A 13,602-nucleotide genomic window follows, 5' to 3' on the forward strand; every position below is an offset into this window, starting at 1 on the left:
CTATTCCACACGACTTTTAAAGTTTGCCGTTTGGATGATGTTCGCCACGAATACCGACACTGTTGCAACCGGAATACCTGTAATTTCCTCAACATGCGACTTAACTGCCCGTTGAATGTCTTCGGTTAATGTCGGAATGGAACTTTCCCCATCCGCAATCGCTCGCAATGAAATATCGATACCGGATTCACTGATCCGAATTCTGGCTTTTAGATCTTTAACGCCTCGTTGACGTGCAGCAGCTTTCAAAGCTAAGTTCTCCACGGTTTCCAATGAAATTCGAATATCACCGAATTCAGTCCGCTGATCAATGGATGGAGCGGAGGAATTGCTGCGACGAAGAGATACGTAAAAAAAACGCAGACTGATAAGAAATAATACAACAGAGACCGTGATTACCGTAATCTGAAGCCACTCTTCCCGGCCATTGTACAAGTTGTGGACGAGATTATTTAACCAATCCTCTGGGAACCAGTTAAATGCTGCACAAAAAGCTATAACCGAAAGCGCTCCAATTGCTAAGCTATACAAGAACAGCAACAGCTTGTCCAACACTCTGATCACCGAGAAATTCCTCCTTGGGGCGGACTAGATAAAACCCCCAAGCGCCGAGCGCAAGCCCAGCCACCAGGGGGTATGCTATCATTAATTTACACAGCCTAGCGTTATTTGACGCGCAGCAGTGTTTCTTCGTCTTCCACTTTCTCAGTCGTCTTAAAATGAACGTCATGGATATGTACGTTTACTTCAACGACATGCAATCCGGTCATCGTTTCAATCGAACGTTTCACGTTGCGCTGAATTTCCGCAGCTATTTCAGGAATACGGTTGCCGTATTCCACTATAATGGAAACATCAACAGCCGCTTCGCGATGTCCAACTTCTACTTTAACGCCTTTAGACAAATTTTTGCGTCCCAACAACTCAGCAATGCCGCCGGCAAATCCACCGCTCATGCCCGCAACGCCTTGAACCTCAATGGCCGCAAGTCCTGCAATGACTTCTATGACTTCGGGTGCGATTTGAATAGTGCCCATGTCGGTCTTTTCGTAGTCCGCTGCTAGCGTACTCATGGTTATCCTACACCTCCCGTAAAGTTGCGCGGCGCCTGCCTTTTTAAGGCCAATAGCTCATCCGCATCTTATTCCTATACTATAGCATTCTGGTGGAAATATGACAAACAACACAGTAACCTTGGACACTATTTATTTAAGCGTATGATCGTTATCTATTCTTCAACAATATTGATATCGTGTTCCTCAAGGAACTTAATGTCGAAATCACCGCTCAAGAACTTCGGATGACTGAGAAGCTTCATGTGAAAAGGAATCGTTGTCCGAATGCCGTCTATCGCAAATTCAGCCAGTGCACGCTTCATACGGGCAATTGCATCTTCACGAGTTGCTCCCCACACAATCAGTTTGGCAATCATGGAATCGTAATGCGGTGAAATCGTATAGCCTGGGTAGGCGCTACTGTCAATGCGAACGCCAAGCCCTCCTGGAGGCAGGTAAAACTGTATTTGTCCTGGAGACGGCATGAAATTCCGTTCCGGATCTTCGGCATTAATTCGACATTCGATCGACCAGCCGTTAATAACGAGATCTTCCTGCTTGATGGATAACGGATTGCCTTCCGCCACGGAAATCATCTCTTTAATTAAGTCAACACCAGTAATCATTTCGGTTACAGGATGTTCAACCTGAATCCGGGTGTTCATCTCCATAAAGTAGAAATTCCCATCCTGTCCAAGCAAGAATTCCAGTGTCCCCGCTCCCGCATATTGTACAGCCAGCGCCGCACGCACTGCAGCCTGACCCATACGCTCACGCAGTGCAGGAGTAAGAATGGAGCAGGGAGCTTCTTCAACAAGCTTCTGACGGCGTCTTTGAACGGAACAATCGCGCTCAAACAGATGAACCGCATTGCCGTGCTTGTCCGCCATGATCTGAATTTCAACATGCTTCATGCCAGTCAAATATTTCTCTAAATAAACGCCGGCGTTGCCAAAAGCTTTTTGCGCTTCCTGCTGAGCCGTTGAAATTTGGGAAATCAGCGTTTCTTCATCTTCGGCAACGCGGATCCCTTTGCCTCCGCCGCCTGCAGTCGCTTTTATGATGACAGGATATCCGATTTCACGAGCAACCCGAATGGCTTCATCCATATCCTCAATCAAGCCGTCCGAGCCTGGAATAATCGGTACGTCCGCTTCTTTCATCGTCTGCTTCGCAACGGATTTATCCCCCATCTTGCTGATCGCTTGCGGGGATGGTCCGATAAAGACGACGTTACAGGATTCGCAGATATCGGCAAAATTAGCGTTCTCCGCCAAGAATCCATAGCCCGGATGAATAGCGTCGCAATCCGTTAAAGTTGCAACGCTCATTATATTCGTCAGGTTCAAATAGCTGTCTTTAGAAGCAACAGGCCCAATACAGTAAGCTTCGTCTGCAAGTCGGACATGAAGGGATTCGCGGTCAGCCTCTGAATAAACGGCTACGGTTTGTATACCGAGCTCGCGGCATGCGCGAATAATTCGAACAGCAATTTCGCCCCTGTTTGCAATCAATATTTTATTGAATTTCACGTATTAAAGCTCCTCTCGTGCGCATTCGTACCCGGTAATTGCTGCTAGCGACCGGCTTACTCCGGTTTTACCAGGAACAACGGCTGGCCGAACTCTACAAGCTGTCCGTTTTCAACAAGAATGTCAACGATTTCGCCGTTTACTTCTGCTTCGAGCTCATTCATCAGCTTCATAGCTTCAAGGATACAAACGACTGATTTCTCGTTAATGCGGTCTCCTACGTTTACGAAAGGACCATTCTCAGGTGAAGAAGATCGGTAGAATGTGCCGACCATTGGAGAAACGATTTGGTGGTAGTTATTCGTTGCAGCGGGTTGAGCTGCTGTCGGGGCTTGTACCGCCGGGGCAGCTGCAGGCTGATTAACAGGAGGTTGGAAAGCCTGCGAATATGTAGGAACGATCGACGCGGACTGTACATTTACCACTTCTGTTTTACCCGGCTTACGAATAAGCAGGCGTGCGCCTTCGTTTTCAATTTCAAGTTCATGTACAGATGTTTGATCAACCAGCTTGATCAGTTCTTTAATCTCGCTTAGCTTGAACATTATTTCAGCTCCTAAAAGTTTTTACGATACTCCATTGGTTATGCTGCTTAACGAGCAAAATTCATTTCGCGGGCATAAGCCTAAAAGTTTTCTGTGCTGCTTCTTCGGCTATGATGCATTGTGAGCAGAAAACTCACTTCGTAAGCATCAGCATGTTTCTAATTTACTTCATCATCATCATCATTTGTATTTTGCGATATTTCTTGAATGAAATCCAAACATCAATTAAAAAACGGTACAAAATACCAAAACATGCTCATAACAGACCTATTATAGCACAAACGCCGCCGAACACGAACCCATTTTTTACACAGCCTTAATGGAAAAAAGCCCCACCACCCTATTCGAGCAGCGGGGCCATCTCTATTTTCAACTATTGAATAAACTGTACAATAACTTGATCCGCAGTAACTCCCAGCTCTTTAATAACCATTTGCATGATGCCGTCAGCCTGGCTGCGCTCAAGCTTTTCGCTTTCAACTACGATTTTATACTTGCCGTCTGGTTCAGGAGAAACTGCTGCTTGATTGTACTGTTTTTGCAGCTCTTCCTCAAGACCGGTAATCTTGGCACTTTTTTCTTCAAGCTGATCGAGCTGATCAACCGCCTTGCCGGCATCCTTCTCATTTTGCGTCGTATCCGAGATGGCACCATAGACTTTATTATATTCTTCGTTAAACTGCGTATCGCGTTTCTCCTGCAGTTGACTGAATACGCTGGTTACACCGGATGCTTCTACTTTATCAAGCGCAGCCTGATCTTCCTTGCTGATCGCGCCATCATCTGCTGCAGCCGTATCATCTGTTACATCCGAAACCGCTGTTCCATCCTCCGCCGTTACATCCGAAGATGCTGCTCCGTCTGGAGCCGGTACATCTTTGCTAACCTCGGTTACATTAATTCCGTCTGTCGCAGCAGCGTCTCCACCTGCTTCAGTCGCATCAGTTACGACTTGCTCCTGCTGCTGTGTGCCGTCTGTAAGCAGGTCACTGGACTTGTTGACGTCTTCTGTAAACAAATAATAAGCGGATAGAATGACCATCAAGCTAAGCATGGATACCAGCCACACGGTTTGTCTTTTCGTATTCATTAAGAAACAGCCTCCCTTAGTAGGTTCCAAATTTATTGATGCTTCTTAGGTACAACCGAGATGCGATTGACAGGAACGTTAACGCCCTTCTCGACGGCATCTATGATTAGACGCCTAACCGTTTGATTCTCTGCTCCTTTTGCAACTATGAGAACGCCTCTGATCTTCGGCTTAATACGCTTCTGAACGATTGGCGATTGTTCATTCGAAGTATTATACAGCACCACTTGTCCATCCTTCGTAATGGAGGTGATATTTCGTTTGCCCCCGCTCTTGTCTGTTTCGTTGGTTGACTGCTGGGTTTCTTTCTCATCCTGCACAACGACGACCTCCTCTGTCGAATCCACCGTGACAAGAACATCAACCGACCCGACACCAACGATTTTCTCCAAAATATCTTTGAGCCGAATTTCGAGCGGCTCTTCAATCGCTTCAAAGGAGTCCTCTGCGCCCGTACTCCGGCCAACAGCAGCCGCAGCCGGCGGATTGGACTGCGGCGATGATGATGGATCGACGTTCTTGAACGTAAGAAAAGAATTCAGGAGCATCAGCATCGCACCCACACCGCCAATGACCAACAGCCATCGAAGTGTTCTAACCCGCTTCGGACCGCCTGGGCCTCCGCCGACCGCCGACTCGAGCCCTTCCAACCATTTGGCCACCGACTTTCTCTCCTTTCGTTATGGACCCGTTGATTCATCATCCTGCCGCTCTCGGATGGAGACGATCCCTGGTGCAACTGACCATGAATCCTGCAGCAGCTGTGTAATTGCCTGCGCCAGCTGACTGTCTGCCGGCAAGCTTGTGAAGCCCTCTGTTCGCTGATTGCCCGCCGAGCTTGCTGCATCCGGCTCGACCTGAACGGAAACGGCAATCGATTCAACCTCTTCCACTGCTGGGCCATCTCCTGCCGCTGCCTCTGTACCATCAACAGGAGATTGACCGGTTTTTTCAGGAGATTTCGGTTTGGCAGACATGGTTACCGCAACGGATTTGATAACCGCTCCCTCGGTGACTCCTGTCGTTACCACTTGTAATTGCAGGGCTACATCCTCCACCTCGCGGCCGGTGCGCTGTTCAATCTTCTGACGCATCTCCTCGGAAAGCTTATTCTGAGTCAGCGTTAAAGCAGAAGTCTGCTGATTCTTCTTGATGACATCCGCATCCTTCTTAATATCCTCGAGCGTCGGCATCCGCATGTCTTTGCTTTGCACGCCTTGAAACCATCCCTCTACATCCTGATCCAGCTTGGCATTAAAATCACCCTGCAGTACACGAATGATCGGAGTCATAATCGTCAGCAAAATAATGAGTCCCGCAACAAGCCTCACATACCGCTGCATCGCTTTATTAGGGAGCAGCAAATCGATCAAGCCTGCCAGCAGCACAACTGCAATAATTTGCTGCAGCCAAGAGCTGAGCCAGTCCAGCATAAGCGCTCCCCCTTTCCCGTATGGCCGCTACACTGTCAGCAGAGACAGCTTAACGAACCATAACCGTTGCGTTCCCTGCCGTTAATATGATCGTTACTGCAAGGAAGAACATCAGTCCGACCGAAGCTACAGCCGCAAAAACGTAAATGAGCGTCTTTCCGATGGTTTGTAGGCAGTTGACGATCGGACTGTCTCCAAGAGGCTGCATAATTGCGGCTGAGAGACTATAGATCAGCGCCAGGGTTAAGATTTTGATCGCTGGAAACGCACATAAGAAGATGAGTATGACCACACCAGCTATACCAATCGCATTCTTAACCAGCAGGGAAGCGGACATCACAGTGTCAGCAGCATCGGAGAAGGTCCGTCCAATGACGGGTACGAAATTCCCTGTGATGAACTTAGCTGTGCGCATCGTCACGCCGTCGGTCACCGATCCGGTCGCGCCTTGAACCGAGATGACGCCAAGGAAGACGGTAAGCATCACACCCATAAGTCCAACACCGAACGTTCGCAGCACATTCGCCAGCTGAGTCACCTTGAATTTGTCTGAAATTGCACTTGCTATATGCAGCACCGCCGAGAAGAACAGCAGTGGGAACACCAGCGTATAAATGACAGTCCCTACGGCATGGATCATAAAGATGATCAATGGATGCAGCACCGATACGGTCACTACACTGCCCATCGTAGCCAGCAGTGTAAGCAGCAGCGGCACCATCGCCATCATGAACTGGATCATTCCGGTGATGGCATCCTTCGCATAGCCGATCGCAACGTTAAAGCTGTTTACGGCAAGCACAATCATAACCATATACGTAATACTGTAAGCGACCTTACTGACAGCGTTGCGTTCGAAGGCCGTCTGCATCGTCTCCAGCATCATGCTGAACACGGTCAGGATAACGATGGTGACAAGCAGTTTGCCGCTATAGAGGACCTCATGCAGAACATATCTGAGCAGTCCCGCAAGCACGGTCGTCAGCTTCAGCCCTTCTCCTCCCGGCATGATCATCTCCATAAAGCTCGGTACCTTTTGATCAGGAAAAAATCCGCCGTAATCCTTCATCAACCGGTTCCAATATGTTTCCACCGCCTCGGTGTTAATGCCTCTCAACTGATCACCGGCGATACTGTTGTTAACGTCAGAAGCATTCTGCTGATCCGGCGGATCTGATGCCGCTTGTCCAGGAGAGGAATTTGACTGTTCCGCATGCTCCGGCGCAGCCGCCGAAACTTCCTGAGACGGTGTCAGTACAATTCCGAGCAGCGGCAGCGTCGTTAATATCAGCAGGATGAATGTCGCCAGCATAGGCGGAAATCGGAGCGCTTGCAGCTTCATCTAAGCATCAACTCCCCGCCGGCAGAAGGCCGAGCACTGTTTCGACAATCACATTGATTATAGGAACCGCCAGGACCAGAATGAGGATCTTGCCGGCAAACTCGATTTTGGAAGCAATCCCTTCTTGACCCGCATCCCGTACGATCTGAGCACCGAACTCCGCGATATAGGCGATCCCGATGATCTTCAGAATCGTTTTGAGATAGATAGACGGAATGCCTGAACGTTCTGCCAGCTGTTCCAGCACGCTGATGACAGCTTCTATTTTGCCAATGACATATAGAAAGATGAATAATCCGGTAAAAGCGGCGAGTAGAAACGCAAACATGGGCTTCTGCTCACGTACGACCAGGATCAAGATGGTTGACAGCAGCCCGAGGCCGACGATCTGGATTATTTCCAAGCCCGTTTCACCCGCCTTGCGTTCACCTGTTTATTGAAATAAAAAAATGGTTTTGATTTCTTGAAATAGTTCATTCAGCATTCTCACAACCATGAACAGAACGACTACGAACCCAATAAGTGTCACCCAATGAGCCATATCTTCTTTCCCCATCTGCTTCAACACCGTATGAATCATGGCGATTACTATGCCGATGCCCGCAATTTGAAAAATCGCACTTACATCAATATCCATTCAATCGGCACCCCACTAAACGATCAAAATGACGACAAGCGCCGCGATGAGAACCCCGAGGCTTTTCCACATTTTCTCATACCGCGCTTGATCATCCCGCGCCGCGTCTTCCTCTGCTTTGAGCTGCTGCATGGCAAGCCGCAGGTGCTTCATCTGATCATCGCGATCACTAATGCCAAGCGTTGCGCCAAGGCGTATTAACGCGGATTGCTCAGCTGCCTTCATTGCTGTCCCCGGCCAACTTGAAGTAATGGCGCTTTCCCAGCATTCACGGAAGGTTAGCTCATTGCCCTCGCCAAGCTTCTCGTTGACACCTCTCAAGATTGAAGCAGCCGGCTCTGCCAAATGAGCAGCGCAGCGGGCAATCGCTTCTGGAAGCGGAGTAAAGCCAAAACCGATTTCCGTCTCCAACCGTTGAAGCGCATAACCCAGCTGGCGGATTTGACGCGGCCTTGCGGCAAATCGGGATGCCTGCATGAAGCCAATCATCGTGCCTGCGAACAGGATCAGCGCTGCGCCAATCAGTTTAACCAAAGGCGCCGCCTCCCTTGCTGGCCGTAGGTGCACGAGCCGTAGGTGCACGCTGTACAGCGGAAACCGGCAATACCCGGCTCAATAAACCTCCTGTACTGCTGCGCCGCAGCTCCACGCAAAGCTGGAAAGCCCCTTCATCAAGAAGCCGTCTGAGAACCGGACGTCCCCGCGCATCTTCAAGATCCTTCGCATGTGCGGTGGCAATGACAGATACACCGGCATGACTGGCGTCCAGTATAGCGTCCGCGTCTTCCTCACGGCCAATCTCATCTACAATAATGACATCGGGGGACATCGAACGAAGCATCATGATCATGCCCTCTGCTTTTGGGCAAGCATCCATCACATCCGTACGAGGCCCGACATTAAAGGTTGGAACACCTCGTACGCATGCGGCGATCTCTGAGCGTTCATCCACAATTCCCACCTTGCGGCCTGTCCACCCGGCAGCCGCAGGATGCCCCCAAGTACCGCTGCTCACCGCTCTGGCTAAATCTCGGACAAACGTCGTTTTCCCCTGCTGCGGGGGCCCGATAATAAGAGCGGGAAGAATCGACTTTCTGCTCATATCCAGCAGCTTCGGCAGTATACTTGCAGATGCGCCAACAACCTCGCGGGCAATTCTTAAATTAAAAGCAGCTACATCCCGAATTCCTCGTACCGTACCGTTCTCCAGTACTGTACGGCCGGCAATTCCTATCCGGTGACCGCCCGCTACCGTGATGTAACCCCGTCTGAGCTCTTCTTCCATAGTGTAGAGCGAATGGTTGGTCACCTTCTCAAGCAGCTTGCGGCAGATTTCAACCGACGGCTTGTACGCTTCATCCGGCACGGCATGCAGGGAACCCGTTACACTGACAAACCAGAATCCCTCGGATGTGCTGATTTCAAGCGGCTTTCCCTCTCGAATTCTTATTTCCTCAACAGCTGCTTTCACCCGATCAGGTATCCGGCCGAGGATGGAAAGAAGCTCTGCGGGCAGCAGGTTAGTCACGCGATTGAGCATATGGCCTTCCTCCCGGAACAAGAGTAATGGAAGCATCAAATAGTTTCATAGAGCAGGTCTGTCCATCTTTGATACCAAGTGTATTCGCGAATCCGGGCAAATATGCCAGAACTGGCGCTCTATTAACTAGTCAAACTTACTTTTTAATAACCCCTATCAAAATACATGCGACTCCCCCGATGACCCATGCGATTTTCCCCATAGACAATTTATCCGACATGCCTACAAGTCCGATCGTCGTTGTAGTAATAAGGATAATGGGTCCGACAAGAGCCAGGGATGAATTAATCAACAGCGCCCGGTCCAGCTCATTAAGCCGGAGCATAAGAAGCGCAGCGCAGATCTCTATCGTCCCGGAAAGCACTCGCAGCGATGCCATACTCATGACAAATTTATTAAGCATGATTGGCCCTCCTAAAAGTTTTTGCGCGGCTCTGCCTGATAAGCCGAGGTACAAGGCTCTTCAAGCAAAAACGGCATCGGAAGCATACGCTAAGTTTTTGCGCGGCTCTGCACATACACTACGTCCTTGCATCTCTCTATTTACAACCTATGCTAGCTTGTCTATGGTTCATACCGACAATATCAGCGCTTATGATGGCGATATGGGCACATGCCCCGTAATCGATGCATATATTGCTTTCGTGATGTGTCATCGAGCATACCTTCACAAGAATGATTGGCGAGGAGATTGATATATGAGATCCATTCACCGTGCAGCCTGGCCCGAGGCCTTGCACGACCCTAGCGGTCAACGCGGAATGTCAGATCGCTCTGGCTTGGAGCAGAGCGCGAACCGGACAACCGGACGCGGACTTACGATGGTTATAGATAAAGGTCTTGGGCGTCACTCTTTTACAGATTTGCTTGAGACCGCTGGCGGCTATATTGACTGCATCAAGTTCGGTTTCGGGACGGCACCTCTTTACCCAACCGACATTTTACTTAGCAAAATCGAGCTGGCAAAACGCTACAACCTGACAATCATGCCTGGCGGAACGCTGCTGGAAGCCGCTATTCAACAAAAGGTGGTGCCTGCTTTCTTCAATACCGTCTGCCGTCTTGGATTTAATGGAATCGAGGTGTCTGACGGCACGATTGAGGTATCTCGTACTCAGCGGACCGAACTGATTCGGGAAGGTGTTAAACAGGGACTGCGGGTAGTCACCGAATATGGCAAGAAGCTGTCCGGTTCCTTGATCGATGCGAATTCACTTGCTTTAACCGTTGAAGAGGATTTAGCTGAGGGTGCGGAGCTTGTCACAGTCGAAGCACGCGAATCCGGCAAGGGTGTAGGGTTATTCGATGAGCGAGGAGATTGCAGTGAGGATGTGCTCGAATCCATCACACGCATGCTCGGAGACTGCAGCCGCATTATGTGGGAAACGCCGCTTAAGCAGCAGCAGGTTCTAATGCTTCAAACGTTTGGGTCGGATGTTAATTTAGGCAATATTCCGCCCTCGGATGTGCTTTCATTAGAAACTTTAAGGCGGGGACTGCGTTCTGACACCTTCCATTTCGGCGAAACCGTCGTTCCGTTTCTTTATATGATATAAAGGCGAGACAGAGGAAGGAAGTTCGATTTAAGATGGAGATTATCGTTATTTCCAGCGTTAATGAAGCCCAATCGGATTGTTTTACCCACCGGACGGCAATAATCATCGACGTTCTCCGGGCAACGAGCACCATGATTACGGCTTTACAGGCTGGCGCATCAGGAATCTACCCAGTTGAAACGGTACTGGAGGCGCGCACTCTTCACCGAGAAGGCGACTTGCTTGCCGGAGAGCGGTTCTGCCGCAAAATACCCGGATTTGATTTGGGCAACTCTCCTGAAGAGTTCACACCTGAAACGGTTAAGAATCGGCGCATCGTACTCACGACAACGAATGGCACCCGTGCGGTTCACAAGGCTTTACGCGCCGACAATGTTCTGGCCGGCGCACTCATTAACGCTGCAGCCTGCGCAAAAATGGCTGTCGAGCTTAGACGCGATATCGTATTGCTGTGCGCAGGAAGTCATAATGATTTTGCACTCGAAGATGGTTTATGCGCCGGTCTGCTCATTGATCGGTTGAAAGCCATAAGCTCCAGCCAGATCGAAATCGATGATTTTGGTTCAGCGATGCTGGGCCTATACAAGAATTCGGAAGATCGTATTATGGATCTGCTGAGCGGCTGCGCAACAGGAAAACGTCTAACCAAACTGGGTCACGGGCGAGATTTGGAACGTTGCGCACAAGTCGACAGCAGTTTGGTTGTTCCCCGCCTGCTGGGAGATATGATTGTTCAGGGATGACATATCCGGAGGGCTTGTTCCATACAATGGGGTATGGACGCCAGTTGACTTGTTGATAACCGGCGATGCTAACAGGTCGGAGGCGCATGCAAGCATGAACGGGGAAATAGTTCTTGTTGTTCTTATTATTGTCGGATTAATAGGCCGATCACCGATCATTTCAACCGCGGCCTGCGTTTTGCTCATCGTCAAACTCATCCATTTACAGCGATTCCTGCCTACCATCGAACGGCGCGGATTAGAGCTTGGTCTGCTGTTCTTGACATTTAGCGTTCTCGTTCCTTTCGCTTCCGAACGAATTCAAACCAAAGATATCGTTGGGGCGTTAACCTCTTGGCCAGGTATTCTTGCCATCGCAGGAGGTGCGCTTGCAACCTATGTGAATGGCAAAGGACTTGAAATGTTGAAGTTTGATCCCCAGCTAATTGTCGGTCTCGTGGTCGGCTCCATTATCGGCATCGTTTTTTTCCGAGGTATACCGGTCGGCCCTCTAATGGCAGCTGGCATTACCGCTATCTTGTTCAAACTGTTTAATCTAATTGCAGAACGTATGAATTAAAGGAATTCCAAAACGCTCTGACAGAAGGCAAGGATCTGTTAGAGCGTTTTTGATTTTGCTCATATCAAATTCTTAGTGGAACGCGCAGAAAAAACAACCTCCATCAATCCCCTGCAGACAGCGGATGATGGAGGTTGTTTCTTCCAGCTCCAGATTCTTGCTTTACTATTACCGGCGATCCTGCGGGCCACCTACAAATACCTGATCAGCAGTGTCAAGACCATATGCCGTATGAAGGCCGCGTACAACTTCATGAACAGGCCCAGCAGCGATTACGCAGGATAGACGGATCTCAGAAGTCGTCACCATTTTGATGCTGATTCCCAGGTTGAAGAGAACCTCGAACATTTTTGCAGCTACGCCCGGGTTGCTGACCATACCTGCCCCAACGATAGATACCTTCACCAGATTCTCTTCGAAGTTCAGCTCGCGGTAAGGAACCTCAGCGCGAATGCTTTCTACTACACGAAGGGCCTTCTCCCTATCGCCCAAAGAAACGGTGAAAGCAAAATCCGCTTTACCATCCTGTACACCGCTTTGAACAATAATATCGACATCGATGCCGCTGGTAGCAAGTGCTCCGAATACTTTCGCAAGCACGCCTGGAATATCTTCAACGCCTAAAATACTAATTCTTGCTACGTTTTTGTCATAAGCGATGCCGCGGACGACAATCCCCTGCTCCATGACTGCTTCCTCCTTTACACTCGTTCCCTCGTTTTGCGTAAAGCTTGAACGTACAACTAACGGTACGTTGTAATTCTTCGCATACTCAACCGCACGCGGGTGAAGTACAGCCGCTCCTAAATTAGCAAGCTCCAGCATTTCGTCATACGAAATTTCATCTAGCTTGCGAGCGCATTTCACAATGCGCGGATCGGTAGAATAAACACCGTCAACATCCGTATAAATTTCACACACATCGGCTTTAATCGCAGCAGCGAGTGCAACTGCAGTTGTATCGGAGCCGCCGCGTCCGAGTGTCGTTATTTCTCCGTCTTCTGTCATACCTTGAAAACCGGCAATAATAACGGCATTTCCATCATTAAGTGCATTAAAGATACGATCCGGGCGAATATCGGTAATGCGGGCTTTACCATGTACCGCTTCCGTTCGAATACCCGCCTGCCAGCCGGTAAAGGACATAGCCTTGTGGCCGATCTGATTAACTGTCATGGACAAAAGGGCGACCGAGATTTGTTCACCCGTTGTCAGCAGCATATCCATTTCGCGTGTGGGCGGGTTCAGATTAAGCTGTTTGGACTGATCAATTAAATCATCTGTCGTATCGCCCATTGCTGAAACCACGACAACAACTTGATGGCCAGATTCTTTATAATCGGCAATCCGTCTTGCGACCCGCTGCATCCGTTCTGTCGAACCGACGGAACTGCCGCCGAACTTCATTACTATCAACGACAACGCTGATCCACTCCCAACGTGTTCTATTTCTTAAGAAGAAACGAATCATCCAAAATAAGATTATAGCATAGAATTAGACTCTTGGGTATGACAAAAGCCGCCAAGGACGAGTGTCCTGACGGCTTTTACGCTAATCTTATTTGCTGAA

The 13,602-nt window shown here is 49.3% G+C and carries 17 protein-coding genes; 3 read left to right on the plus strand and 14 right to left on the minus strand.

The window, feature by feature from the left end:
- The 13 genes from amaP to ACFPYJ_RS21115 all read right to left on the minus strand — a co-directional run bounded on the left by amaP (window position 1) and on the right by ACFPYJ_RS21115 (window position 9,577).
- Window positions 1–564, minus strand: coding sequence for an alkaline shock response membrane anchor protein AmaP (gene amaP / locus ACFPYJ_RS21055; protein ID WP_379190196.1), 564 nt, complete (start codon window positions 562–564; stop codon window positions 1–3).
- Between the two features lie 101 nt (window positions 565–665).
- On the minus strand, window positions 666–1,073 hold the full coding sequence (locus tag ACFPYJ_RS21060; protein ID WP_379190197.1) for an Asp23/Gls24 family envelope stress response protein: 408 nt from the start codon (window positions 1,071–1,073) through the stop codon (window positions 666–668).
- 155 nt (window positions 1,074–1,228) lie between these two features.
- Window positions 1,229–2,587 carry an acetyl-CoA carboxylase biotin carboxylase subunit gene (accC, locus tag ACFPYJ_RS21065; protein WP_379190198.1) on the minus strand — a complete coding sequence of 453 codons (1,359 nt, stop codon included), beginning with the start codon at window positions 2,585–2,587 and terminating at the stop codon, window positions 1,229–1,231.
- A gap of 56 nt (window positions 2,588–2,643) precedes the next feature.
- Window positions 2,644–3,132 (minus strand): acetyl-CoA carboxylase biotin carboxyl carrier protein, encoded by a 489-nt coding sequence (gene accB, locus ACFPYJ_RS21070; RefSeq protein ID WP_379190199.1) that lies wholly within the window; start codon window positions 3,130–3,132, stop codon window positions 2,644–2,646.
- A 373-nt stretch (window positions 3,133–3,505) separates the two neighbouring features.
- Window positions 3,506–4,222 (minus strand): SpoIIIAH-like family protein, encoded by a 717-nt coding sequence (locus ACFPYJ_RS21075; RefSeq protein ID WP_379190200.1) that lies wholly within the window; start codon window positions 4,220–4,222, stop codon window positions 3,506–3,508.
- Between the two features lie 32 nt (window positions 4,223–4,254).
- Complete coding sequence (gene spoIIIAG, locus ACFPYJ_RS21080; protein WP_379190201.1) at window positions 4,255–4,884, minus strand: stage III sporulation protein AG; 630 nt, start codon at window positions 4,882–4,884, stop codon at window positions 4,255–4,257.
- An 18-nt stretch (window positions 4,885–4,902) separates the two neighbouring features.
- Window positions 4,903–5,655 (minus strand): stage III sporulation protein AF, encoded by a 753-nt coding sequence (gene spoIIIAF / locus ACFPYJ_RS21085; protein ID WP_379190202.1) that lies wholly within the window; start codon window positions 5,653–5,655, stop codon window positions 4,903–4,905.
- A gap of 49 nt (window positions 5,656–5,704) precedes the next feature.
- Entirely contained in the window at window positions 5,705–6,997 is a 1,293-nt protein-coding gene (spoIIIAE, locus tag ACFPYJ_RS21090; protein ID WP_379190203.1) for a stage III sporulation protein AE, read from the minus strand.
- Between the two features lie 7 nt (window positions 6,998–7,004).
- Window positions 7,005–7,400, minus strand: a complete 396-nt coding sequence (spoIIIAD, locus tag ACFPYJ_RS21095; RefSeq protein ID WP_379190204.1) for a stage III sporulation protein AD — start codon at window positions 7,398–7,400, stop codon at window positions 7,005–7,007.
- 30 nt (window positions 7,401–7,430) lie between these two features.
- Window positions 7,431–7,634: a stage III sporulation protein AC gene (gene spoIIIAC / locus ACFPYJ_RS21100; RefSeq protein ID WP_125657100.1), complete on the minus strand. Its 204-nt coding sequence runs from the start codon at window positions 7,632–7,634 to the stop codon at window positions 7,431–7,433.
- Window positions 7,635–7,649: 15 nt separating this feature from the next.
- The gene (gene spoIIIAB / locus ACFPYJ_RS21105; protein WP_379190205.1) at window positions 7,650–8,168 is read right to left on the minus strand and encodes a stage III sporulation protein SpoIIIAB; all 519 of its coding nucleotides are present in this window, start codon (window positions 8,166–8,168) and stop codon (window positions 7,650–7,652) included.
- Entirely contained in the window at window positions 8,161–9,174 is a 1,014-nt protein-coding gene (gene spoIIIAA / locus ACFPYJ_RS21110) for a stage III sporulation protein AA (RefSeq protein ID WP_379190206.1), read from the minus strand. Before spoIIIAA ends, spoIIIAB begins: the two co-directional genes overlap by 8 nt.
- A gap of 136 nt (window positions 9,175–9,310) precedes the next feature.
- Window positions 9,311–9,577, minus strand: coding sequence for a YqhV family protein (locus ACFPYJ_RS21115; RefSeq protein WP_379190207.1), 267 nt, complete (start codon window positions 9,575–9,577; stop codon window positions 9,311–9,313).
- 295 nt (window positions 9,578–9,872) lie between these two features.
- Here ACFPYJ_RS21115 and comA point away from each other — a divergent pair, with 295 nt between their 5' ends.
- The 3 genes from comA to ACFPYJ_RS21130 all read left to right on the plus strand — a co-directional run bounded on the left by comA (window position 9,873) and on the right by ACFPYJ_RS21130 (window position 12,032).
- Window positions 9,873–10,730, plus strand: coding sequence for a phosphosulfolactate synthase (gene comA, locus ACFPYJ_RS21120; protein ID WP_379190208.1), 858 nt, complete (start codon window positions 9,873–9,875; stop codon window positions 10,728–10,730).
- Window positions 10,731–10,762: 32 nt separating this feature from the next.
- Window positions 10,763–11,473, plus strand: coding sequence for a 2-phosphosulfolactate phosphatase (locus ACFPYJ_RS21125; RefSeq protein ID WP_379190209.1), 711 nt, complete (start codon window positions 10,763–10,765; stop codon window positions 11,471–11,473).
- 94 nt (window positions 11,474–11,567) lie between these two features.
- Window positions 11,568–12,032, plus strand: a complete 465-nt coding sequence (locus ACFPYJ_RS21130) for a DUF441 domain-containing protein (protein ID WP_379190210.1) — start codon at window positions 11,568–11,570, stop codon at window positions 12,030–12,032.
- A gap of 168 nt (window positions 12,033–12,200) precedes the next feature.
- Here the strand turns inward: ACFPYJ_RS21130 and ACFPYJ_RS21135 are convergent, their stop codons facing one another.
- Complete coding sequence (locus ACFPYJ_RS21135) at window positions 12,201–13,454, minus strand: aspartate kinase (RefSeq protein WP_379190211.1); 1,254 nt, start codon at window positions 13,452–13,454, stop codon at window positions 12,201–12,203.
- Window positions 13,455–13,602: the final 148 nt, after the last annotated feature.

The organism is Paenibacillus solisilvae, assembly GCF_042656405.1.
In the GTDB taxonomy this organism is placed as follows: Bacteria; Bacillota; Bacilli; order Paenibacillales; family Paenibacillaceae; genus Paenibacillus_Z; species Paenibacillus_Z solisilvae.

What these genes read in the sequence shown, in the direction of transcription:
- ACFPYJ_RS21060 (WP_379190197.1), bottom strand. Translation starts at nt 1,073, where the DNA reads ATGAGTACGCTAGCAGCGGACTACGAAAAGACCGACATGGGCACTATT.
- accB (WP_379190199.1), bottom strand. Translation starts at nt 3,132, where the DNA reads ATGTTCAAGCTAAGCGAGATTAAAGAACTGATCAAGCTGGTTGATCAA.
- ACFPYJ_RS21075 (WP_379190200.1), bottom strand. Translation starts at nt 4,222, where the DNA reads ATGAATACGAAAAGACAAACCGTGTGGCTGGTATCCATGCTTAGCTTG.
- spoIIIAF (WP_379190202.1), bottom strand. Translation starts at nt 5,655, where the DNA reads ATGCTGGACTGGCTCAGCTCTTGGCTGCAGCAAATTATTGCAGTTGTG.
- spoIIIAE (WP_379190203.1), bottom strand. Translation starts at nt 6,997, where the DNA reads ATGAAGCTGCAAGCGCTCCGATTTCCGCCTATGCTGGCGACATTCATC.
- spoIIIAC (WP_125657100.1), bottom strand. Translation starts at nt 7,634, where the DNA reads ATGGATATTGATGTAAGTGCGATTTTTCAAATTGCGGGCATCGGCATA.
- spoIIIAA (WP_379190206.1), bottom strand. Translation starts at nt 9,174, where the DNA reads ATGCTCAATCGCGTGACTAACCTGCTGCCCGCAGAGCTTCTTTCCATC.
- ACFPYJ_RS21115 (WP_379190207.1), bottom strand. Translation starts at nt 9,577, where the DNA reads ATGCTTAATAAATTTGTCATGAGTATGGCATCGCTGCGAGTGCTTTCC.
- comA (WP_379190208.1), top strand. Translation starts at nt 9,873, where the DNA reads ATGAGATCCATTCACCGTGCAGCCTGGCCCGAGGCCTTGCACGACCCT.
- ACFPYJ_RS21125 (WP_379190209.1), top strand. Translation starts at nt 10,763, where the DNA reads ATGGAGATTATCGTTATTTCCAGCGTTAATGAAGCCCAATCGGATTGT.
- ACFPYJ_RS21130 (WP_379190210.1), top strand. Translation starts at nt 11,568, where the DNA reads ATGAACGGGGAAATAGTTCTTGTTGTTCTTATTATTGTCGGATTAATA.